Source organism: Methylotenera sp. N17, from assembly GCF_000799155.1.
Classification (GTDB): Bacteria; Pseudomonadota; Gammaproteobacteria; order Burkholderiales; family Methylophilaceae; genus Methylophilus.
This window is the reverse complement of the sequence record NZ_JUGE01000001.1, coordinates 457,684-480,216: the sequence shown is the minus strand read 5'-3', so window position 1 is coordinate 480,216 and position 22,533 is coordinate 457,684. Positions and strand designations below refer to the sequence as shown.

The following is a 22,533-nucleotide window of genomic DNA, read 5'->3' as shown; positions in this document are numbered from 1 at the left end:
ATGAATTTATGCCATAATTAAGAACTATTATCATTTAGATTATTCATAATCCGTATGACCGTTTTAAGCCAATTAACCCCGGGCCAACAAGGCACCATCCATGCGATTCATGCCGAGCAAGCGTTATACCAACGGCTTAACGCGTTAGGATTTCGTATTGGCAAACAGATTGCGCTGATTCGTCGCGCAAGCTTTAACGGTCCGCTCCATGTGCGTATTGGTGCAACAGATATCATCTTGCGTGAGTCCGAAGCACAACGTATCCAACTTGATCTAGCTTAAGTACACCTCATGAAACGTATTGCACTACTGGGCATGCCCAATACTGGGAAATCCACATTATTTAATCGCTTAAGTGGCGCATCAGCACGCGTGGGCAACTGGCCTGGCATTACCGTTGATTTAATGAGTGCAAAAATCTTGCTAGGCGGACACATTGCTGAGCTGATTGATTTGCCCGGCTTATACGATTTACATGGCTTCTCAGATGATGAGCAAGTGGTCCGCCATTTTTTAAGCAATCACACTGTAGATCTGGTCATGATTGTGCTCAACAGCTCGCAGATTGACCGACAACTATCGCTGGCATTACAAATTAAGCAGCTTGGCCTACCCACATTACTCTTGCTTAACATGCAAGATGAGGCCAAGCGCGCCGGCATTACCATTGATACAGTAACGATGGCGGCACAATTAGGGTTTCCCGTCCAAACCATTAGCGCTAAATACGGTGATGGCTGCCCACAAGCCCTACAGGCTGCCGCACTGGTGCTGAACACCCCAGTCAGCACCATGCCATCACCCGCACATGTGGCGCAATTGCTCGAAGTCGATACTCAGATTGAGCAAACCATGCATAACATCGTCAAACATGCCGTGCAAATGCCCACCCAGCTGAACGATGAAACCACTGACCGTATTGACCGTGTATTGCTACACCCATGGTTGGGCTTACCGCTATTTTTTCTGGCTATGTTTTTGTTGTTTCAATTTATTTTTACCGCAGGCAAACCGCTACAAGATGGCATGGCTTGGTTGCTGGAATTATTCAGAACGACAGCCTTAGAACCTGTATTCGCCAGCTTGCCTGCTTGGCTCAATGGATTGCTGCTGGATGGCATTTACAACGGCATCGGCACCGTAGCCGCATTTGTGCCCATCATTGTGCTGTTCTTTTTAGTAATGAGCATGGTGGAAGATAGCGGCTACTTATCTCGCGCCGCATTTTTAATGGACACTTTAATGGCCAAAATGGGTTTGGATGGCCGCGGTTTTGTCATGGTGCTGATGGGATTTGGTTGTAACGTTCCTGCACTAATGGGCACGCGCGTGATGCGTAGCCGCCCGATGCGCCTACTCACCATGTTGGTGATCCCGCTCTCATTGTGTTCTGCACGCTTACAAGTATTCTTGTTTATGATTGCGACATTATTTGCCGCAAGCCAAGCCGCTTACATCATGTTTGCACTGTATATGGTGAGCTTCTTTACCATATTCTTAACCGCCATCTTGTTTAAACACCAATACAAAAGTACCGAGCCATTTATCTTAGAGCTGCCGCCTTATCGCTTTCCAACCCCGCGCCAAATCTGGCTACGTGGCTGGCAAGAGGTGAAGCACTTTTTAAGTCGCGCCACCAAATTTATTATTATTGGCGTGGTATTGGTTTGGTTGCTCACGCACTATCCAACCAATGTCGCGCCTGCCAGTAGCGCTACTTGGGCAGGTCAAATCGGGCAACTATTCGCTCCTGTGCTTAATCCGATTGGCATTGATACCCAACTGGCGATTGCACTGATTTTTGGCTTCGTGGCCAAAGAGATTGTGGTGGGCTCGCTTGCCGTGATTTATGGCTTGCAAGGCGACGCGCTCAGCCAGCAAATTGCGATGAACATCGACTGGGTGCAAGGCATGAGCTTTATGCTGTTCACCCTGATCTACACCCCTTGTTTATCGACTATCGCCACCATGAAAAGTGAATCAAAAAGTAGTGGATTCATGTGGTTATCCATTGTGTGGTCGCTGGCACTGGCATGGCTCATCAGCTTTATCTTTTACCAAGGCGCCCGCGCACTCGGGCTATAGCAAGCAACAGCAAGGTTAGCACTACCCATATGGGGCTACTGCCATAGACCAAAAGCGCTTAGCAGGACATCGATTTTTTGCTAGTATGTAATTTCAAAATTAACAATTAGAAATGACTGCTCATGTCCGCTTCTTCAGATGACGCATCTCAACGTATTGCCATTGTATTATCGACCTATAACGGTGAAGCCTATATTGCCGCACAGCTGGATTCGCTGATTGCGCAGACGTATCAAAACTGGCGCTGTTATATTCGGGATGACGGCTCAAAAGATGAATCCATCACCATCATCAAACGCTATGTTGCCCAAGATCCTCGTTTTATTTTTCTGGAAGATCAGCTAGGTAATTTGGGCGTGGTGCAAGCCTATTTTCATTTATTCAACAAAGTGGATGAGCCCTATATTGCTGCGTGCGATCAAGATGACGTATGGTTTCCAGAGAAGCTGGAACGCAGCTTACGCTTATTGCAATCTATTGAAACCGTAAAAAAAATACCAGCACTCGTCCACACCGATTCTGCTTTTGTGGATAGCCAACTTAATAGCATACGCGATCAATTCATTGGAAGACGCGGCCTCAAAACCGGGCTAAACGGCATCATCATCGCCAACAGTGTGCAAGGTGGCTCCACGCTATTCAATCGTGCATTGAATAACGAATCCAGAAAAATTAGCGCAAAACTACCTTACGACTACCATTTGGGGATGATTGCGGAACTGACCGGTGCACGCGGATTTATCTCTGACAATCTACTGTATTACCGTCAACATAACTCCAGCTCAATTGCACGTAACGACGCCAAATTACAGGATAGTGAATCTTCTGATATCAGCCCAACTTTACAGGTGAGTTTAAGCAACTATCGCCATGTTAAACAAGACTTTAGTGCGCTTGATTGGACAAGTATTGCAAAGAAACAGGTCGCAGAATATCTCTACCTGTTTGAAGGTAGTAGCAAGCTCAAAAAACTATATATTCTGTTCAAAAATAGATACGCGTTTTATCGGCGTAAAGACTTACTCAGTTTGATTGTATTGATACTCAAGCACAAAAATCTACTTGGCTTTGTCGGTAACAACTAGCTAGCGGCGCTTCAGCCAACGGTTGTTGCGCTGGCATGCTTATCGATGATTTTCAGCAGTGTGTGTGGTGCTGCTTTCTGCTAAAATAATGGTTGTAAATCATCAATCCAGTTAAATACTTACATTCATGTCCAGCACCCAATCAAGCACCTCCTGTTTAAGTCTGCGTGGCAGCGCTGCGCTATCACAATTTCGCCTCGAAAAACTTTACGCAACCCTTAAGCAATCTGTCCCAAGCATTCAACATCTCTATACCGAATTTGTGCACTTTGCCTTTAGTGACAATGCATTATCGGCCAGTGACCAAAGTACACTGAAAGAAATTTTGACCTACGGCCCGGCGACCACCACCGAAACACCTGCCGGTGAATTATTTTTGGTCATCCCGCGTATCGGCACTATTTCGCCTTGGGCATCACGTGCTACAGACATTGCTAACAATTGTGGACTGGACAATATTTTACGGCTTGAACGCGGCATTGCGTATTATGTGACCACCCAAAACGGTCAACCATTAAGCGATGCTGAAAAAGCCGCATTCAAAGCAGCGATTCATGACCGCATGACAGAAACTGTGGTAAGCCAGTTACAAGACGCAGAAAAGCTATATCACCACGCAGCACCAAAACCATTAAATACGATTGATATTTTACATGGCGGCAAACCTGCGCTAGAGGCAGCCAATAACGAGATGGGTTTAGCGCTATCGCCAGATGAGGTAGATTATCTCTTAGAAAATTATCAAAAAATGGGGCGCAACCCGACAGATGTCGAGCTGATGATGTTTGCACAGGCGAACTCTGAGCACTGCCGTCACAAAATATTCAATGCAGACTGGGTGATTGACGGTGTACAGCAAGAAATCTCACTGTTTGGCATGATCCGCAACACGCACAAGCTCAATCCGGGCAGTACGGTGGTTGCCTACTCAGACAACTCATCTATTGTGGCTGGCCAAAAAACCCAACGTTTCTACCCAAGCCAATCTGGCGAATACCGCTTTGTAGAAGATGATATGCACTACCTGATGAAAGTAGAAACGCATAACCACCCTACCGCTATTTCTCCATTTGCTGGCGCTGCCACTGGTGCAGGTGGCGAGATTCGAGATGAAGGCGCAACGGGCATCGGCTCCAAACCAAAAGCCGGACTGACCGGATTCTCTGTGTCTAACCTCAACTTGCCTGATCTCAAACAGCCTTGGGAAAAACCTTACGGCAAACCCAGCCGTATTGCTACCCCGCTACAAATCATGATAGACGGCCCATTGGGTGGCGCTGCTTACAACAATGAATTTGGCCGCCCCAATATTGCCGGCTATTTCCGCACCTTTGAGCTTGAAGCACAAGATGCACAAGGTAATGCCGAAGTGCGTGGTTATCACAAGCCCATTATGTTAGCAGGTGGTGTAGGCAATATTTCTGACCAGCACGCATTCAAAGATGCTATTCCACCTGGTGCGGCACTGATTCAACTGGGCGGCCCGGCCATGCTGATTGGCTTAGGCGGCGGCGCAGCATCTAGCATGGATACCGGTGCGAATACTGAAAATCTGGATTTCGATTCGGTACAGCGTGGTAATCCGGAATTACAACGCCGTGCGCAAGAAGTCATCGACCGTTGCTGGCAACTGGGCGATCAAAACCCTATTGTGAGTATTCATGACGTGGGGGCAGGCGGTATCTCAAATGCATTTCCAGAGTTAGTCAACGACGCCAAAGTGGGTGCTGTATTCCAACTACGCAATGTCAATAACGAAGAACCCGGCATGAGCCCACGCGAACTGTGGAGCAATGAAGCGCAAGAGCGTTATGTCATGGCCGTAGCCAAAGAAAACTTGGCGTTGTTTGAAGACATTTGCGCCCGTGAACGTTGCCCATTTGCGATTGTCGGCATTGCGACCGAAGCACGTCACTTGACGGTAGAAGATAGTCACTTTGCCAATAAACCGGTAGACATGGAGCTCTCTGTGCTATTAGGCAAGCCACCTAAAATGACACGTGATGTCAAGAGCGCCCCCAAACAATTAACAGCATTCGATACTAGCAAGATTGATTTGAAAGAGGCAGCCGCACGCGTGCTACGCTTACCCGGCGTGGCAGATAAAACATTCCTGATTACCATCGGTGACCGCTCTGTGACTGGTCTGATCGCACGTGACCAAATGGTCGGGCCTTGGCAAGTGCCAGTAGCTGATGTGGCCGTCACCTTGGCTGGCTATCAAACCAATGTGGGTGAAGCGTTTGCCATTGGTGAAAAAGCACCGATTGCATTGATCAATGCACCAGCCTCTGGCCGCATGGCGATTGGTGAGGCCATCACCAATATTGCTGCCAGCTGGATCAGCGATATCGGCAATTTAAAACTGTCTGCCAATTGGATGGCGCCTGCAGGTCATGCCGGCGAAGATGCAGCCTTGTTTAACACAGTGAAAGCAGTGGGCATGGAATTGTGTCCAGCCTTGGGCATCAGCATCCCAGTTGGCAAAGACTCGATGAGTATGAAAACGGTTTGGGAAGAAGATGGCGCTAAGAAAGCAGTCACCTCGCCTATCTCGCTTGTGATTTCTGCCTTTGCCAATACGCAAGATGTGCGCAAGACATTGACGCCGCAATTGCGTACAAGCGTTGATAATAAACAGCTAGGTGACACATCATTGATCTTAATTGATTTAGGCAATGGTAAAAACCGCATGGGTGGCTCTTCACTTGCGCAGGTATACAGCCAATTGGGCGACCAAGCACCTGATGTAGACAACCCAGCGCAACTCAAACAGTTCTTTACACAAATCCAAGCACTCAATACGGACAACAAACTGCTGGCTTATCATGACCGTAGTGATGGCGGCTTGTTTGCTACACTCACTGAAATGGCCTTTGCTGGTCACTGTGGTATTGATGTGGATTTAAATACGCTACAAGGCGATGCCATCAGCGCATTGTTTAACGAGGAGTTGGGTGCTGTGTTGCAAGTGCGTGCCAGTGATGCATCTGCGATTCTGGCGCAATTGAACAATGCACTTGGCCATTGCGCGCACCTGATTGGCACTGTGAACAATGGACATCAAATTCACATCAGTAAAGACCAAGTACAGTTTGCAGATAGCCGTGTAAACCTGCATCGCGCATGGTCAGAAACCACGTACCACATGCAAAGCCTGCGTGATAATCCTGCTTGTGCTCAGCAAGAGTATGACCGCATTCTGAATGAAGCGGATGCTGGCATGCACGCACACCTGACCTTTAATATGCAAGAAGATATTGCCGCGCCTTATATCAATACGGGTGCTCGCCCTAACATGGCAGTATTACGTGAGCAAGGCGTTAATGGCCAGACCGAAATGGCTGCTGCGTTTGATCGTGCTGGCTTTAACAGCATTGATGTCCACATGAGTGACGTGATTGCAGGGCGTGTCTCACTCAAAGACTTTGCGGGCCTAGTCGCTTGTGGCGGGTTTAGTTATGGTGATGTATTAGGGGCTGGCGAAGGCTGGGCAAAATCCATTTTGTTCAACACACGCGCACGTGATGAGTTTTCTGCATTCTTTAATCGCAGTGATTCATTTGCACTGGGCGTATGTAACGGCTGCCAAATGATGAGTAATTTGCACAGCATTATTCCGGGTAGCGCGCACTGGCCGCATTTTGTGCGCAACAAATCCGAACAATTTGAAGCGCGCTTTGCCATGGTGGAAGTGCTGGAATCACCATCTATGTTTTTTAATGGCATGGCCGGCAGCCGCATGCCAATTGCAGTAGCACATGGCGAAGGCTTTACGGAATTTTCTGACAAAAGCGCTGTCACAACAGTGCTTAATGAAAAGTTAGCGACGATGCGGTTTATCGACCATGCGTCAACGCCAACTGAAGTGTATCCGTTTAACCCAAATGGATCGCCTCAGGGTTTAACAGGGTTTACCACCACAGATGGGCGTTTTAGTATTATGATGCCTCATCCTGAAAGGGTGTTTAGGGCGGTGCAGTATTCATGGCGACCAGATGATTGGCAAGAAGACGGTCCTTGGATGCGTATGTTCCGGAATGCAAGAAAATTTATTGCTTGATGCAATCAAGCGCCATAAAAAAAGAAGGTTTGGAGATAATAAGTATGAACATGATTAAAGCGTTATTTGCAGTGGTAGCTATTGCTTTTTCTCTCAATAGCTTTGCACTGACCGATGAAGAGTACATGGAATTTACGCAAGCACTGGGCGATGGCAATACCAAGGTCGTTAAAAAATATGTGGAAGCGGATCCAAAACTGGTGAACGAAAAGTTCTTTGCTTGGGAGCCATTACAAATGGCAGCAACTAAGGGCAAATTAGAAACTGTGAAATACCTAGTTGAAAAAGGCGCGGACTTAAATTATGCACATCCAGCCAGCAAAATGACAGCTTTTCACTTAGCTGCATTTGATGGTTACGAAGATGTGGTGAAATACTTGGCTGCAAAAGGTGCCGACGTGAACATTAAAATGAAGGGTGACGTATCACTCATTCGCGTAATGAAAGATGAAGGTCCACGCGCTGAAAACATGGTGAAATTACTCATCTCATTAGGCGTGAGCGAAGAAGGCTGCCAAGACAAATGTTTCTAGTCTAATCTTGCGATGACTATAGTGACATTGGTCACTATACAAATCTGTAAAAGGCTTTATGATGGTATTTTCAATAATTGATGTTGCCATGATTAAAGCCTTTTTTATTGCCCTTTGTTTATTAATCCCCACAGGGGCAATGTCTGCAGAGACTGTGCAACCAACACCCAATACAGTCCAACAATCGCATATTCGGGTACTAGCTGCATCCTGTGCAGCCTGCCACGGCACACAAGGTAACAGCGTAGGCATCACCCCCAGTTTGGCCGGGCTGGATGCTGGCTACTTTGTTACGCAAATGCTGGCGTTTAAACAAGGTGAACGTAGCTCTACTGTGATGCACCATCACGCAAAAGGCATCAATGTAGATGAAATTAATGCACTCGCCACTTACTTTTCCGAGCAAAAACGTCATACCAGCATCTCTCCTATCCCGCAGCAACTGAAAGATACGCATGGACGATAATTCAATGGAAAATACAACCATCAATCGCCCACGTCGCCGCTTAATAAAAGCAGCTGCTTACACCAGTGCGCTAATTGTTTCCAATACCAGTTTCGCGCGTGCCAGCAAACCACCGTTGGGTCGAGTCGTGATTATTGGTGGTGGCTATGCAGGGACGACTGCGGCAAAATACATTCGTATGTGGAGCATGGGCAATATTGAAACTGTCGTGATCGAACAATCTAGTCAATTTGTGTCTTGCCCGCTCAGCAACTTGGTACTAGGTGGCAGCAAGTCCATCCATGACTTAACTTTTGGCTATGATTTGGTCAAAAAAAATCACGGCATTCAGTGGGTCAATGACACAGTCACCAGTATTGATGCTGACAAAAAACGTGTACGCATGGCGCGAGGTGAACTGAGCTATGACAGACTGGTGATTGCTCCCGGTGTTGATGTCAATTATGAAAAAACCCCCAATTTAGCCAGTGCGGAAGCGCAAGCGCTTATCCCGCATGCTTGGAAAGCAGGCTGGCAAACAGTCAACTTACGCGCGCAGTTAGAAGCCATGCCAGATGGCGGTGTATTTGTGATGACCATCCCAAAAGCACCCTACCGCTGCCCACCTGGTCCTTATGAACGCGCATGCCAAGTCGCCAGTTACTTTAAAGCCCATAAACCCAAAAGCAAAGTGATTGTGCTGGATGCCAATCCTGAAATCATCTCTAAAAAAGGGTTGTTTAATCAAGCATTTATAAAAACTTATGCGGGCATAGTCGATTACAGACCTAACAATGACATTGTATCTGTGGATGTAGCGCATAAAACAGTGACCACCGAGTTTGAGCAAGTCAAAGCCGATGTACTGAATGTGATTCCGCCGCAGCGCGCGGGCAAAGTAGCACAAAGTATCGGGCTGAATAATGTAGATCAGCGTTGGTGCGAAGTGGACTTTTTAAGTTATGCATCTACACTACATTCAGATATCCATGTCATTGGCGATAGCGTGTCTGCCGGATTACCCAAATCCGCACATATGGCTACCTCTCAGGCACGGGTATGCGCTGCAGCCATTGTTGCGCTGATGAGCGGAGATCAGCCGGACCCAACGCCAGTGTTTGCCAACACGTGCTATAGCTTTATTGATGACCGTCAGGCAGTCCACGTTGCGCATGTGTATCGATACGATACCGCGAAAAAAATCATGGTACCGGCAGAAGGTGGTGGCGTGTCTACGGCTCCATCTGATCAAGAAGGTCAGTATGCGTTTGCTTGGGCCAATAATATTTGGTCCGACGTGCTGACTTGATTGGCTTGTTGCATGTATGCCACTAAATCATTTCACTAAATAGAGGTGAGCAATGAAAGCCATTAAATGGACCAGTTTTGTGTTATTCGGGCTGTTTATCGGCATGTATTGGGCTTGCTATGCGCGCGATACTGCGCCTAAACCAGATATTAGTGCGCTTAAATTGCCCGCTGGTTTCTCTATCCAGATTTACAGCAAACTTGGCGGTCAGTATGGCCAACCACGCATGATGACCTTTGATGCCCAAGGCAATCTTTATGTAGCTTCGCCTACTAGCGGTCAAATTTTGATGCTGCAAGATAGCAATGGTGATGGCCTCGCCGAACCACCCATCATTATTGCCCGTCAGCTTAACGCACCAAACAGCCTGACATTTGTACAAGATGCCATGTTGGTTTCTAATCAAGACGGGATTGTGAAACTCACAAAAACCAGTAACGGCTGGTCTGCGCCACAGCCTTTTATCTCCGGGCTAGCCGATGGCGGGCATACACTCAAAACGGTACGACTCGGTCCTGATGGCTTTTTATATCTCAACGTAGGCTCCACTTGTAATGTCTGTAATGAACAAGAGGCTACACGCGCAACGATTCTGCGCTATACCACAGAGGGAAAACCGGCGGGTCACCTCATCACAGTTGGTAAACATGCACCCAGCGCCATTTGGGCAAGCGGATTAAGAAACAGCCAAGGTTTTGCGTGGCACCCGGTGACGGGTGCATTTTATGCAACCAATGAAGGTGCCGATAACCGCTCCGATACCGCACGTGGGCGCGTGAATGATGAGATACCCCCTGAACACTTAAACATCATTGTGGGCGGAAAACATTATGGATGGCCACATTGCTGGGGCAATCCTAGCAATTTAACGCAGATGGTAGAAGACCCTAACTTTACTGCGCCTAGTCAATTTTGCACAGAAGCGACCCCGCCCGTAGCAACTTTTGTTTCTCACTCAACACCGATTGGCATTACCTTTTTAAACAAAAGCCAATTTCCAGTTGAATACCAATCCGATGCGATTGTTGCATTACATGGTTCATGGAATCGTAAACAGCCCAGTGGTTATGCGCTGGTACGTGTAAAATTTAAAGACAATCAACCCATAGGCGTAGAGGACTTTGTATCTGGCTGGCTAAATGGGCAGAATGCTTGGGGCAGGCCGGTAGATGTGGCTGTGGGAACGGATGGCGCACTGTATGTGTCTGATGATCGTACGGGATATATTTATAAAATCAGCTATCAAGCTGATAAGAAAAAATAACAGGCTCTTACTAGGGGCATTTACTCAGAAAGCTTTAACATGAAATTATTATTGACGTTGTTCTCTACCCTGCTCGCATCCTCTTGGGCGTTGGCAGATACCACCCTGATTCCGGGGAATATTGCAGTGCATATCGCCCAAGTGCATTACGAGCATCCTGTACGTATCCTGCACCCTTATTTGGATGTATGGCATATGAAAGGCCCGTTGGCACAAAAAGCGGCCACCAGTACGCTCAACAAATATTTTTCTAACGCACAGTGGTGTGACAAAGCCCATGATGCGTCTGTCGTATTGTTGTTAGAGCCACATATGTTCTACAACCCGCAGATGCAAGTGTTTCATGGCGAAATCATTGCCAAAGTATTCACGCAAACTGGTGGTATCGGTAATATAGAGCCAGCAATTGTGCGCATCAAAAAACAGGCAGAACAAAATGGCAGCCTGACTGTGAAACCTGATTTTTATATGGAAAAAGCTTACGTCAAAGCCATGGAAAAAGTGATTGCAGAATTGAAAAAAAATCAGCTGTTTATCAATGCACTTAATGTAAAAATGGCCAAGAATGTGGAAACCATTTGCCCTGCGCTAGATGAGCTCCCAATCAGCAAACTATACTACTAACACTCTTTTTCAACACACTGGCAGGAAATCTATGAAAAATATAACACTCATTGTTGCACTATTGGCTGCATTCAATGTTCAAGCAAAAGAGCCTATCCCTACCAAAATCACTGGACTCAAAACACCAGAATCTGTCGTACAAGATAAAGATGGCACCATTTACATCTCAGAAATCGGCGAGTTTGGTAAAGACGGTGACGGACAAATCACCAAGGTTGATAAAAAAGGCAATATCACGGTGTTTGCCAAAGGCATGGATGACCCCAAAGGGATCGTGCTGGTAGGCAAAACGCTTTATGTGGCTGACAACACAAGAGTGTTAGAAGTAAATATGGATGGCACATGGCAAGTATATGCAGCCAAAGCCGCATTCCCTAGTACGCCGGTGTTCCTCAACGATATCGAAGCTGACAAACTAGGCAACCTGTATGTGAGCGATAGCGGTACACTCAAAGATGGCGGTCAGATATTTAAAATTGCTAAAGGGGGCGTAGTGACTGTGATCGCCGATAGCAAAAGTCCCGAAATACTCGCCCCAAATGGCTTGCTATTCGAAGGTCGCAATCAGTTACTTTCTGTCGATTTTGAATCCGGCATTTTGTACCGCATCAACTTAGGGAACGGTGCGATTTCCAAAGTGGCGGATGGCTTTAGTGGCGGTGATGGACTAGTGAGAACCAAGTCAGGCAAAATATTCATCAGCGACTGGAAAAACGGCGAGATCAATCAACTGAGTGGCGGCAAAGCCAGACTATTCAAGAACGGCCTCACCAGTTCTGCCGATATGGTGTTAAGTGCTAATGGGGAATATTTACTAGTGCCCTTGATGAAAGTGGGCGAGTTAGTGTTTATTCCATTAGGCGAGCCGAAACCAGAAGAGACTAAACCGGCAGAAACCAAATAAGTACTCGCAAGTGTCTTGCACAAAAAAAGCCATGCAAATTGCATGGCTTTTTTCTTTGGCTCTACTTTTTTGAGGGGAAATAAAAAAGTAAAGTTACTTGGCTGCAGGAGCAGGGGCTGGTGCCACGGTGCTCTTAGTTGCATGATGGTGTTTAGTGTGGTGCTTGCCAGCGGCAAATGCATTGGCTGACAACGCCACCATCACCGTTAATATGACTAAAGAAATCTTTTTCATGGCTATCTCCTATGTAATTCAATACTAATCATTCAATATTGTTTTAATGGTTTATTTGGTGGTTGCGCTTGCGGCTTCCTTTTTGGCTTCTTGCTTCAAAAGTTTTGCTTTCTTGGCAGGCGCAGCTGTGTGTTTCACGGATTCCGCTTTATTGCTAACGCTCTCAGCTTTAGGCGCATCTGCCGCATAAGCGCCCACCGCAAATAAACCTGCTAACATGGCTAATAAAATTTTGTTCATCGTCATAATCCTCTATAAAATTAAATGATGTTAATGTGGTCTCATCACGGACACGTTCTGCTCAATTAACTTGTTCGCCGAACCCACAATAGCCAATATACGCAGACATACTTACACCAAACTTACAAAGCTAAATTTAAATTATGAGAATATTAATTGCCGAGGATGATGCCGTATTGGCCAACGGAATCGTGCGCATACTGGAGCAGGCAAACCATGCGATAGACCATGTGAGCAATGGTGCACAAGCCCATTTAATGCTGCAAGAATCCGTATATGACTTGGTGATTTTGGATTTGGGCCTACCCAAAATGGATGGCCTGGAGGTGCTTGGCAAGTTAAGACAAGCCGGCAACAAAGTGTCTGTGTTGATACTGACTGCACGTGATGCCATTGAAAGCCGCGTAAAGGGTTTGGACTTAGGGGCGGACGACTATATGACCAAACCGTTTCACCTAGATGAGTTTGAGGCGCGTGTACGTGCGCTTATCCGGCGTGGACAGCTTGGCAGTAACTTGCCGTTGAAATGCGCCAATCTGACATTGGATGTCGCCGGAAAGTTAGCGATGTATCTGGAGCACCCACTTGGGCTCTCGGCCAGAGAGTTTGCACTGCTCGAGGCGTTAATGTTACGCATGAACAAAGTGGTCAACAAAGAGCAGCTATTAGAAGCTTTATGTAATTGGGATACAGAGATTGGTGACAATGCCATTGAGGTTTACATTCATCGTCTACGTAAAAAAATCGAGCCCGCAGGTGCGCGTGTTCGTACCATTCGCGGTCTGGGCTATTTGTTAGAGGCAGAATCCAGTGACTGAACCCATTCACTCGCACACAGCAAGATCGCTCAAGCAACAGCTACTGGTATGGGTGCTGATCCCTTTATTTGTACTACTGATTGTCAGCGCTATCTTTTCGTATTACCGTGCCCTGCATTATGCCAACTTAGCCTATGACCGCTCGTTGTTCCGTGCCGCATTGGCACTGGCCGATCAGGTTGAGGTGCATGAGTCACAGATATTGATTAACTTGCCGCAAGTGGCAAAGGATTTATTAAATTACGATAAAGATGATGTGATTTATTATCGTGTTTCTGCCCCCAATGGCACCTTAGTACTGGGCGAGGACGCACTGCCCTTACCAAAAATACTACCACCGGCCTCCGCACATGCGTATTACGATGACCAATTTAACGACCAATCGGTACGCGTCGTTGCCTTTGCGCTACCCATTGTGGATGCGCAGATTCAAGGCAATATCATGGTACAAGTGGCGGAAACGCGTACCAAAAGAGAAATCATGGTGACAGAAATTGTGGAAGAAATGATTATTCCACAGCTCTTGATTCTGCTACTGGCCGCAGGGTTGATCTTTATTGGTATCAAACGCGGGCTATTGCCATTGCAGCGCATTCAGGCGGCCATCAACCAGCGCTCGCATACCGATCTCAGTGAGCTCAATACCGCAGATGCCCCTACCGAGATTCAGCCTTTGCTACAAGCCATGAATAATTTGATTCTGCGCGTACGTGCCGTGGTGGAATTGCAGCAGCAATTTATTGCCGATGCCTCACATCAGCTACGCACCCCTATTGCGGGCTTGCAAACACAAGCAGAACTGGCCTTACGCGAAAAAACTTCCGGTAAGGTGCATGAAACGCTAACGATGATTCTGAGTAGCTCAGCACGTTTATCCCACCTGCTCCACCGCATGCTATCCATGGCCTCGGTCGATTCTGCTTCTGGACGCGAGCCCAAAATGCGTGTTGTGCACTTGGCTACACTCGCGACCGAAGTCACCAGCCAGTTTGTGAATACGGCACGACATCAAGGTTTAGATTTGGGGCTGGATATCCAGCTAGCACATGCCACACTATGGGGCGATGATTTGATGCTACGGGAGATGCTGTCAAACCTGATTGATAACGCAATATGCTATACCCCTGCCCCGGGCGTGATTACCGTAGTGATTCAGGGGGATGCACACTCGATACAACTAAGCGTAATGGATGACGGCATTGGCATTCCGGAGCATGAGCGTGAACGGGTATTTGAACGATTTCACCGTTTGCACGATAATCAGGGCCAAGGCTGCGGGCTGGGCTTGGCCATCGTTAATGAAATTGTACAAGCGCATCATGCCACCATTGAAATTAAAGACGGACTTACGCGCACGCAGTCGTCACAAACAGGCACTTGTGTCACCGTCACTTTTTTAGCCTATGAAGAATAATTGCACATTAGACCCAATCGAGTTACGCCAAACTGCATTGAATTGGCTAACTGCACGCGATGCATCCCGCAAAGCAAACGGCGTACTGCTTTTACAAAAAACGTTTATTGCAGATGGGCTGAGCTTAGATATCGATCAATCGATCATCAATCGCGAGCCGATTCCAGGTCGTCCTGACAAACCGGAACTGGTATCACCGCTATCGGTACAAAAGCGCTCCATGCGCACAGTAGAAGGCCGTGCCGCATTGATTCACGCACTTGCCCACATTGAGTTCAACGCCATTAACCTTGCACTGGATGCGATTTGGCGATTTGCACAGATGCCAGAACAATACTACACGGACTGGCTTAAAGTCGCAGCAGAAGAGGCTTATCATTTTAGCCTGCTCAATCAGCACTTGCAGAGTATGGGCTATCAATATGGCGATTTTCTCGGCCATAACAGCCTGTGGGAGATGGTAGAACGCACACAAGACGATGTGCTGGCACGCATGGCACTCGTGCCCAGAACCATGGAAGCACGCGGCTTAGATGCCAGCCCGGCATTACGCAATAAATTGGCGCAGGCCGGTGATATGGCGGCTGCAGAAATATTGGATATTATCCTACGCGATGAGATTGGCCATGTGGCCATTGGCAATCATTGGTACAACTGGCTATGTGTGCAACGTGACTTAGCACCAATCGAAACATTTGAGAGGCTATGCCAACAATACCAAGCCCCCAAATTACGCCCACCCTTCAATATAGAAGCCAGACGCCTTGCTGGTTTTAGTGAAGATGAATTAGCGCTGCTTTGAGGTTAAGCGCTCAATAAATTAATCACGCCATCTAGCCCAGTATGATTTAAGGCATATTTTGCTTGTTGCTGTACCACCGGTTTGGCGTGATAAGCAATGCCAATGGCCGCCGCAGCCATCATTTTCAGGTCGTTCGCCCCATCGCCTATCGCAATGGTTTGCTCGGGTTTCAAGCCTAACTGGTCACGTAACTTCACCAGCTCATCCGCCTTACGTTGTGCATCAACAATATCGCCCAGAATATTGCCAGTGAGCTTACCGTCTACAATTTCCAATGTATTCGACACAGCGTAATCCAAGCCAAGTAGCTGTTTAACGTGGTTAGCAAAAAAAGTGAATCCACCCGACACCACCATGGTGCTAATGCGATGCGCTTTGCAAGCTGTAATCCACGCTTGTGCACCTGGATTCAGCTGTAATCGCTCTTCAATCACACGATGCAGCGCGCTTTCTGGTAAGCCTTTGAGCAATGCAACACGCTTTTTAAGGCTTGCCGCAAAATCTAGTTCACCGCGCATTGCGGCTTCAGTAATCTCCGCAATCTGCGGCTTAATGCCCATCATGTCAGCAATCTCATCAATACACTCAATGCTGATCAGCGTGGAATCCATGTCCATCACACATAAGCCAAATTGATTTAAGCGCTGCTGGTCTGGCACCACTGCGTAATCTAACAATTGCTCTGCACAAAAGCGTGCTACCTCAGCGGTATCTTGTTGCTGGATAGGTAAGTAATAGGCAAACTCACCCACTTGAATAAACTGTGCATGACCGCCGATGATTCGATGAATATGGGTGAGGTGCGACAAGGAAATCGCACGCCCTTGAACAACTAAACGCATGAGCAACTCGAATGATTTTAAAAACAAAATTATAGCAGTTCGTATTGGGATTCGTTTTAATGCACAGAATTAACCCTACTTTTTAATGGTGTTTACGAATTTATTTTTTAAGCCTTGAATGATATGCTGTGAATACGTTTATGCTGTAAATACGTTATTGTGTTTGACCTTTTATGGGAATTAAAATGAAAACAACCCCCCCCGCCAATCTCGCATGGCTCAACTTACCCAATTTACCATGGCCTTTAAAAGCGCTATTCACCGGTTATTTGTTAGTGATTGGTGTTGGCTTGTGTATGGCGGGGCTACAAATCATGCTCACCCATGGTATGGCCGATGGCAAAGTCGGTTTATCTAAAAATGACATTGTGTATAGCTACTACGGTGACCGCACCCACAGCAAGTTAGAGAGTAAATTAAACGGCTCCATGAAAGCCAATGCCCCGGATGCTGTACGTGCAGACATTATTCAATGGGTGAGAAAAGGTGCCCCTAAAGAAGCTTGGGATGCACATTACAAAGATGTATTTGCACAAAACTGTGTGGTCTGCCACAGCGCGTTGCCGGGCATTCCTAACTTTAAAAACTTTGAAGAAGTACAAAAAGTAGCGGCCACTAGCGAAGGCGCAACCATTCAAAGCTTAACGCGCGTTTCACATATTCACTTATTTGGTATTAGCTTTATTTTCTTTTTTATTGGCTTTATTTTTAGCTTTGCAGTGAATGTGCCTAAAGCACTCAAAGTCACGGCCATTGCGTTCCCGTTTGCCTTCTTAATTATCGACATCTTGTCCTGGTGGCTCACTAAGCTTTCACCTAATTTTGCTTGGCTCACCATTATTGGCGGCATAGGCTACAGTTTGGCGTCTAGCTATATGTGGTTTATCAGCATGTATCAGATGTACATTTTGTCACGCAATGGCAAAGTGTACGGCAATGCTTGGGAACAAGATTTATAGAATGTTTTAAATGTTTGCCCACAAAAAAGCCATGCAGTTTGCGTGGCTTTTTTTATGCACATACCATCTTCGCCATCCACGACTGTAAGCAATGCGTAACAACGCAGCGGCAATGGCTTTTTTACTAGCGTCCATCCAGCTTTTGCGCGAAAATAGCGATTGAAAATAAATTAATCAAAAATCCACTTTTAAAATGAATTTACACGAATATCAAGCGAAGCAACTCCTACAACGTTATGGTCTCACTACCCCCATCGGACAAGTCGTGCAATCAGAGGAGGCAGCCGCAGCAGCCACCAAAGAAATTGCTGGAAGTGCTTGGGTAGTCAAAGCGCAAGTGCATGCCGGTGGTCGTGGTAAAGCAGGTGGCGTTAAGCTGGTGAAATCCGGGCAAGAAGCACAAACCGTTGCCAATGCGCTACTAGGTAAACATTTAGTTACCTATCAAAATGCACCAGATGGCCAGCCAGTACATCAAGTATTGGTAGAGCAAACCTTACCTATCGCACGTGAACTCTATCTTTCGATGTTAGTCGATAGAACATTGGAGCGTGTCGTGATCGTTGCTTCAAGCGCGGGCGGCATGGACATTGAAGAAATCGCAACTACACAGCCTGAAAAAATCCTACAGGAAATCTGTGATCCGCTGAATGGCTTGGTCGATTATCAGGCACGTAATTTGGCGTTTGCGTTGGACTTAGTCGGCGACCAAATTACCGCGTTTACCAAACTGACCAAAGGGCTATACAAGTTATTTAAAGAGAATGACTTAGCGCTGTTAGAGATTAACCCGCTGATCGTCACCACCGATGGCAAGTTGGTGGCCTTAGATTGCAAAATGACAGTGGATGACAATGCACTGTATCGCCAAAAACCATTGGCGGAAATGCGTGATTGGTCGCAAGATGATGCAAAAGAAGCCGAAGCGCATCATGCCGGGCTGAACTATATTGCGCTCAATGGCAATATCGGCTGTATGGTGAATGGCGCTGGTCTAGCCATGGCCACCATGGATTTAATTAAATTACACGGTGGCATGCCAGCCAACTTTTTGGATGTAGGTGGCGGTGCAACCGCTGAAACAGTAGCCAAGGCATTTAAAATCATTTTGGCAGACAAGCAAGTCAAAGCCATTTTGGTCAATATTTTTGGCGGCATTATGCGCTGCGACATTATTGCCTCAGGCATTATCACTGCTGTCAAAGAAGTCGGCATGACCATCCCTGTTGTCGTCCGTTTGGAAGGCACCAACGTTGAATTAGGTAAACAAATGTTACGTGAAAGTGGTTTAAATATTATCTCTGCAGAAAACTTAACCGATGCCGCACAACAAGCCGTGAAATCAGTAAACAGTCTGGCGGTGAAATAATGGCCATTTTAGTCAATAAAAATACACGCGTGCTATGCCAGGGCTTTACCGGCAAACAAGGCACATTTCACTCTGAGCAAGCATTGGCCTATGGCACCAAGATGGTGGGTGGCGTGACGCCAGGCAAAGGCGGACAGCTGCACCTGAACCTACCGGTATTTAATACCATGCGTGAAGCTGTGCGTGAAACACAAGCCAATGCCAGCGTGATTTACGTACCGCCTCCTTACGCCGCAGACTCTATTTTAGAAGCATCTGATGCAGGTATTGAGTTGGTGGTTTGCATTACAGAAGGCATCCCTGTATTGGATATGCTCAATGTGAAAGCGGCACTCAAAGCCAATGGCACCAAACTGATTGGCCCTAACTGCCCGGGTGTGATTACGCCGGATGAATGTAAGATTGGCATTATGCCGGGTAGCATTCACTTACGCGGCAAAGTCGGCGTGGTATCACGCTCCGGCACACTCACTTACGAAGCAGTACACCAAACAACTGCGCTAGGCTTAGGTCAAACCACATGTGTAGGCATTGGTGGCGACCCCATCAAAGGCCTCAACTTTATTGAGTGCTTGACCATGTTTGAGGCAGACCCAGAAACCGAAGCGATTATCATGGTGGGTGAAATTGGCGGTAGCGATGAAGAGGCCACAGCCGACTTTATTAAACACCACGTGACCAAGCCTGTAGCTGCTTATATTGCAGGCTTAACCGCCCCCAAAGGCAAGCGCATGGGACATGCTGGTGCGATTATCTCTGGCGGCAGCGGACGCGCGGAAGATAAAATCCTAGCGCTAGAGTCTGCAGGATGTGTTGTGGCTAACTCACCGGCACAATTGGGCGAAGCTGTTGTCAAAGCCATGCAACTCAAACAAGTGTTTCATTCTTAAGGCTATTATTTATGCGTTTTTATGTGCTGGTGCAATGCTTACTGGTAGGCTATTTGACCTTCAGTGCCAATATGACGGCGAACGCTGCCAACGCTGACGTTGCCTATTTGTTCACAGCTGCATCCAAGGGTGATATTGCAACCGTCAATGCCATGCTGAGTAGCGGCGTAAATCCAAACACGCGGGATAACGAAGGCATTACCGCCCTGATGTACGCAGCACGCAAAAACCGCGCAGATGTAGCTAGCGCGCTGCTTGCAAAAGGCGCGGATGTGAACGCCAAAGATAAAGGCGGCTGGACGGCATTGATGTTTGCCGCCAAGAAAAACAATATCGAAACAGTCAAAGTACTGCTCGATAAAGGCGCTGATGCCAAAGTACGCGACCCCGCTGGCTGGAGTGCACTAGGATTAGCTGCCACCTCGGGATACAGCCAAACCGTTGATTTAATTATTAAAAGTGGGATTGATGCCAACACTAAAAGTGATGATGGGAAACCCGTACTCATGTACGCCGCCAAAAGCGGTGATATCCCTACCATTACCAGCTTAATCAATAACGGTGCAAAATTAGATACCCAAGACAAGTTGGGGACCACTGCATTGATGATCGCAGCACGTGAAGGCCATGCCCCAGCAGTTAGCTATCTATTAGAAAAAGGTGCGGATGTGGATGAGCAAGACCACTCCAAATGGACGGCCTTGACTTGGGCCGTCAAAAAATCACAGGTAGAAGTGGCCACGGCGCTAATTGCCAAAGGCGCTAATGTGAATCACCACGATTCCGAAGGCACGCCCTTACTGCAATTGGCGGTGGATAGCAACGCTGAAGAGATGGTGAAATTATTGTTGGACAACAAGGCTGATGTAAAGGCGCGTGACCAATATGGCCTAACCGCCTATGTCTACGCGCTGAAACTTAAAAATCCAACCATTGTTGAATTGATTAAAAATGCTGGCGGTCGCTACTAACTAAACTACATGAAAATTGCGATTGCTCAAATCAATGCCATGGTGGGTGACATGCATGGCAATGCCAAAAAAATCATTGCCTACGCCCAGCAGGCCTATGCGGCAGGTGCAACACTCATGGTCACCCCAGAGCTGGTATTGTGCGGATATCCTCCGGAAGACTTGCTCTACCGCAATGATTTTTTAGAAGCAAACCAGCGTGCGCTGGCCTACCTATGTGATGCGATTCCACCTGAGTTAAGTGTGCTTATTGGCCATCCTCATCAAGTGAATGGTGAGCTATTCAACGCAGCGTCGCTCATTCAGCAAGGTAAAATACAAAACACTTACCATAAGCAAGTATTGCCCAACTACAGCGTGTTTGATGAAGAGCGCTATTTTGAGCGCGGAGACACCCCTTTTGTGTTTGCGCTGGATGGTCTGCAAATTGGCGTGCTCATTTGCGCAGACGGCTGGGAGAAAGCGCCGGCTATGCGTGCCAAGCATGCGGGCGCAGAATTGCTGATCTCACTCAATGCCTCCCCTTATCATATGGACAAGCTCAATACGCGCTATGAGATTTTAGCGGAGCGGGTCCAAGAAACTAGCTTGGCTGTCATTTATACCAATATGGTGGGCGGGCAAGATGAGTTAGTGTTTGATGGCGCATCATTTGTGCTCAATCAACAAGGGAAAGTCTCTCAGCAACTGCCAGCTTTTGTGGAAACATTAAGCTACGTAGAGGTGCTTAATGGTCAACCGCAACCTGTGGAACTAGTGCCACTATTAAGCATGGAGGCCACGGTATATCACGCGCTAACCTTAGGCCTTGCAGACTATGTCAATAAAAATGGTTTTCCTAGTGTGGTACTGGGGTTATCTGGCGGCATTGATTCTGCATTGACATTGGCGATCGCGGTGGATGCGCTAGGTGCCGAACGAGTGAAAGTGGTCCTAATGTCATCAGAGTTCACATCGAACATTAGCGTGGACGATGCAATTGAGATGGCCAATCGCGTGGGCGTGCACCATAGTCTCATCCCCATTAAAACACTGTTCGATACCTTCCGTACCGCTTTGGCGCCAGAATTTGGCAACCGTCCGTTTGATACCACTGAAGAAAATCTGCAGGCACGCATTCGCGGCATGTTGCTGATGGCGCTTTCTAACAAGTTTGGCAGCATTGTGCTGACTACCGGCAACAAGTCTGAAATGGCCGTGGGTTATAGCACGCTATATGGCGATATGGCAGGTGGATTTTCCTTGCTTAAGGATGTGCCCAAAACGCTGGTGTACCGACTGGCTGAATATCGCAATACGCGTAGCAAAATTATCCCGGAACGTATTATCACGCGCGCGCCAAGTGCTGAGCTCCGTGCCAATCAAACTGACCAAGATAGCCTACCGCCTTACGAAATACTAGATGCGATTATGCAGGCTTATGTTGAAGAAGACATGAGCCGCCACGCGATTATGCAATTGGGCTATCAAACCAAAGACGTGCTGCGTGTGACGCAACTGATTGATAGAAACGAATACAAGCGCCGACAAGCGCCAGTAGGTGTCAGAATTACACAAAAAGGCTTTGGCAAAGATAGACGCTACCCGATTACATGCAAGTTAACGTTTGAATAGTCAAAGGTTAATGCGTAGAATAATTAATCATTGCTAGAAGCAAAATAACGAATACCGAGGGAGTCCGC

General features: G+C 47.1%; 21 protein-coding genes. 18 read left to right on the top strand and 3 right to left on the bottom strand.

Annotated features, from left to right (window positions below):
• Positions 1–54 precede the first annotated feature (54 nt).
• From FG11_RS02385 to FG11_RS02340, 10 genes are all read left to right on the top strand, one after another.
• Positions 55–282, top strand: a complete 228-nt coding sequence (locus tag FG11_RS02385) for a FeoA family protein (RefSeq protein WP_025223918.1) — start codon at positions 55–57, stop codon at positions 280–282.
• Between the two features lie 9 nt (positions 283–291).
• A complete protein-coding gene (gene feoB / locus FG11_RS02380; protein WP_020184047.1) occupies positions 292–2,085 on the top strand; it encodes a ferrous iron transport protein B in 1,794 nt (597 codons plus the stop codon).
• A gap of 122 nt (positions 2,086–2,207) precedes the next feature.
• The gene (locus FG11_RS02375) at positions 2,208–3,170 is read left to right on the top strand and encodes a glycosyltransferase (protein WP_025223917.1); all 963 of its coding nucleotides are present in this window, start codon (positions 2,208–2,210) and stop codon (positions 3,168–3,170) included.
• A gap of 127 nt (positions 3,171–3,297) precedes the next feature.
• Complete coding sequence (purL, locus tag FG11_RS02370) at positions 3,298–7,233, top strand: phosphoribosylformylglycinamidine synthase (RefSeq protein WP_047532904.1); 3,936 nt, start codon at positions 3,298–3,300, stop codon at positions 7,231–7,233.
• A 44-nt stretch (positions 7,234–7,277) separates the two neighbouring features.
• Positions 7,278–7,766 (top strand): ankyrin repeat domain-containing protein, encoded by a 489-nt coding sequence (locus FG11_RS02365; protein WP_047535665.1) that lies wholly within the window; start codon positions 7,278–7,280, stop codon positions 7,764–7,766.
• A gap of 88 nt (positions 7,767–7,854) precedes the next feature.
• Entirely contained in the window at positions 7,855–8,232 is a 378-nt protein-coding gene (locus FG11_RS02360; protein ID WP_235276324.1) for a c-type cytochrome, read from the top strand.
• Entirely contained in the window at positions 8,222–9,520 is a 1,299-nt protein-coding gene (locus FG11_RS02355; RefSeq protein ID WP_052184901.1) for an NAD(P)/FAD-dependent oxidoreductase, read from the top strand. The genes FG11_RS02360 and FG11_RS02355 overlap by 11 nt, the downstream gene beginning before the upstream one ends.
• A 52-nt stretch (positions 9,521–9,572) precedes the next feature.
• Complete coding sequence (locus tag FG11_RS02350; protein ID WP_047532901.1) at positions 9,573–10,784, top strand: PQQ-dependent sugar dehydrogenase; 1,212 nt, start codon at positions 9,573–9,575, stop codon at positions 10,782–10,784.
• A 39-nt stretch (positions 10,785–10,823) separates the two neighbouring features.
• On the top strand, positions 10,824–11,408 hold the full coding sequence (locus FG11_RS02345; protein ID WP_020184040.1) for a hypothetical protein: 585 nt from the start codon (positions 10,824–10,826) through the stop codon (positions 11,406–11,408).
• A 31-nt stretch (positions 11,409–11,439) separates the two neighbouring features.
• Positions 11,440–12,312 carry an SMP-30/gluconolactonase/LRE family protein gene (locus tag FG11_RS02340; RefSeq protein ID WP_047532899.1) on the top strand — a complete coding sequence of 291 codons (873 nt, stop codon included), beginning with the start codon at positions 11,440–11,442 and terminating at the stop codon, positions 12,310–12,312.
• Positions 12,313–12,405: 93 nt separating this feature from the next.
• On the opposite strand, the gene FG11_RS13595 is transcribed toward FG11_RS02340, so the two are convergent.
• Positions 12,406–12,546, bottom strand: a complete 141-nt coding sequence (locus tag FG11_RS13595; RefSeq protein WP_155930866.1) for a hypothetical protein — start codon at positions 12,544–12,546, stop codon at positions 12,406–12,408.
• Between the two features lie 51 nt (positions 12,547–12,597).
• The gene (locus FG11_RS02335; protein WP_025223911.1) at positions 12,598–12,786 is read right to left on the bottom strand and encodes a hypothetical protein; all 189 of its coding nucleotides are present in this window, start codon (positions 12,784–12,786) and stop codon (positions 12,598–12,600) included.
• A 143-nt stretch (positions 12,787–12,929) separates the two neighbouring features.
• Here FG11_RS02335 and FG11_RS02330 point away from each other — a divergent pair, with 143 nt between their 5' ends.
• The 3 genes from FG11_RS02330 to FG11_RS02320 are packed head-to-tail and all read left to right on the top strand — an operon-like array spanning position 12,930 to position 15,820.
• Positions 12,930–13,604, top strand: coding sequence for a response regulator (locus FG11_RS02330; RefSeq protein ID WP_020184036.1), 675 nt, complete (start codon positions 12,930–12,932; stop codon positions 13,602–13,604).
• Complete coding sequence (locus FG11_RS02325) at positions 13,597–15,018, top strand: HAMP domain-containing histidine kinase (RefSeq protein WP_020184035.1); 1,422 nt, start codon at positions 13,597–13,599, stop codon at positions 15,016–15,018. The genes FG11_RS02330 and FG11_RS02325 overlap by 8 nt, the downstream gene beginning before the upstream one ends.
• Entirely contained in the window at positions 15,008–15,820 is an 813-nt protein-coding gene (locus FG11_RS02320; protein ID WP_020184034.1) for a ferritin-like domain-containing protein, read from the top strand. The genes FG11_RS02325 and FG11_RS02320 overlap by 11 nt, the downstream gene beginning before the upstream one ends.
• A gap of 2 nt (positions 15,821–15,822) precedes the next feature.
• On the opposite strand, the gene serB is transcribed toward FG11_RS02320, so the two are convergent.
• Entirely contained in the window at positions 15,823–16,662 is an 840-nt protein-coding gene (gene serB, locus FG11_RS02315) for a phosphoserine phosphatase SerB (protein WP_047532896.1), read from the bottom strand.
• 185 nt (positions 16,663–16,847) lie between these two features.
• On the opposite strand from serB, the gene FG11_RS02310 reads away from it, so the two are divergent.
• From FG11_RS02310 to FG11_RS02290, 5 genes are all read left to right on the top strand, one after another.
• Positions 16,848–17,621: a cytochrome c gene (locus tag FG11_RS02310; RefSeq protein WP_020184032.1), complete on the top strand. Its 774-nt coding sequence runs from the start codon at positions 16,848–16,850 to the stop codon at positions 17,619–17,621.
• A 193-nt stretch (positions 17,622–17,814) separates the two neighbouring features.
• Entirely contained in the window at positions 17,815–18,990 is a 1,176-nt protein-coding gene (sucC, locus tag FG11_RS02305) for an ADP-forming succinate--CoA ligase subunit beta (protein WP_020184030.1), read from the top strand.
• The gene (gene sucD, locus FG11_RS02300; RefSeq protein ID WP_025223907.1) at positions 18,990–19,880 is read left to right on the top strand and encodes a succinate--CoA ligase subunit alpha; all 891 of its coding nucleotides are present in this window, start codon (positions 18,990–18,992) and stop codon (positions 19,878–19,880) included. The genes sucC and sucD overlap by 1 nt, the downstream gene beginning before the upstream one ends.
• Positions 19,881–19,891: 11 nt before the next feature.
• Positions 19,892–20,851, top strand: coding sequence for an ankyrin repeat domain-containing protein (locus FG11_RS02295; protein ID WP_020184028.1), 960 nt, complete (start codon positions 19,892–19,894; stop codon positions 20,849–20,851).
• 9 nt (positions 20,852–20,860) lie between these two features.
• Complete coding sequence (locus FG11_RS02290) at positions 20,861–22,465, top strand: NAD+ synthase (protein ID WP_047532892.1); 1,605 nt, start codon at positions 20,861–20,863, stop codon at positions 22,463–22,465.
• The last annotated feature ends 68 nt before the right edge of the window (positions 22,466–22,533 follow it).

Bases quoted from the DNA above. Each gene is read 5' to 3' on its own strand.
- FG11_RS02385 (WP_025223918.1), top strand. From the start codon at position 55: ATGACCGTTTTAAGCCAATTAACCCCGGGCCAACAAGGCACCATCCAT.
- feoB (WP_020184047.1), top strand. From the start codon at position 292: ATGAAACGTATTGCACTACTGGGCATGCCCAATACTGGGAAATCCACA.
- FG11_RS02375 (WP_025223917.1), top strand. From the start codon at position 2,208: ATGTCCGCTTCTTCAGATGACGCATCTCAACGTATTGCCATTGTATTA.
- purL (WP_047532904.1), top strand. From the start codon at position 3,298: ATGTCCAGCACCCAATCAAGCACCTCCTGTTTAAGTCTGCGTGGCAGC.
- FG11_RS02365 (WP_047535665.1), top strand. From the start codon at position 7,278: ATGAACATGATTAAAGCGTTATTTGCAGTGGTAGCTATTGCTTTTTCT.
- FG11_RS02360 (WP_235276324.1), top strand. From the start codon at position 7,855: ATGATTAAAGCCTTTTTTATTGCCCTTTGTTTATTAATCCCCACAGGG.
- FG11_RS02355 (WP_052184901.1), top strand. From the start codon at position 8,222: ATGGACGATAATTCAATGGAAAATACAACCATCAATCGCCCACGTCGC.
- FG11_RS02350 (WP_047532901.1), top strand. From the start codon at position 9,573: ATGAAAGCCATTAAATGGACCAGTTTTGTGTTATTCGGGCTGTTTATC.
- FG11_RS02345 (WP_020184040.1), top strand. From the start codon at position 10,824: ATGAAATTATTATTGACGTTGTTCTCTACCCTGCTCGCATCCTCTTGG.
- FG11_RS02340 (WP_047532899.1), top strand. From the start codon at position 11,440: ATGAAAAATATAACACTCATTGTTGCACTATTGGCTGCATTCAATGTT.
- FG11_RS13595 (WP_155930866.1), bottom strand. From the start codon at position 12,546: ATGAAAAAGATTTCTTTAGTCATATTAACGGTGATGGTGGCGTTGTCA.
- FG11_RS02335 (WP_025223911.1), bottom strand. From the start codon at position 12,786: ATGAACAAAATTTTATTAGCCATGTTAGCAGGTTTATTTGCGGTGGGC.
- FG11_RS02330 (WP_020184036.1), top strand. From the start codon at position 12,930: ATGAGAATATTAATTGCCGAGGATGATGCCGTATTGGCCAACGGAATC.
- FG11_RS02320 (WP_020184034.1), top strand. From the start codon at position 15,008: ATGAAGAATAATTGCACATTAGACCCAATCGAGTTACGCCAAACTGCA.
- serB (WP_047532896.1), bottom strand. From the start codon at position 16,662: ATGCGTTTAGTTGTTCAAGGGCGTGCGATTTCCTTGTCGCACCTCACC.
- FG11_RS02310 (WP_020184032.1), top strand. From the start codon at position 16,848: ATGAAAACAACCCCCCCCGCCAATCTCGCATGGCTCAACTTACCCAAT.
- sucC (WP_020184030.1), top strand. From the start codon at position 17,815: ATGAATTTACACGAATATCAAGCGAAGCAACTCCTACAACGTTATGGT.
- sucD (WP_025223907.1), top strand. From the start codon at position 18,990: ATGGCCATTTTAGTCAATAAAAATACACGCGTGCTATGCCAGGGCTTT.
- FG11_RS02295 (WP_020184028.1), top strand. From the start codon at position 19,892: ATGCGTTTTTATGTGCTGGTGCAATGCTTACTGGTAGGCTATTTGACC.
- FG11_RS02290 (WP_047532892.1), top strand. From the start codon at position 20,861: ATGAAAATTGCGATTGCTCAAATCAATGCCATGGTGGGTGACATGCAT.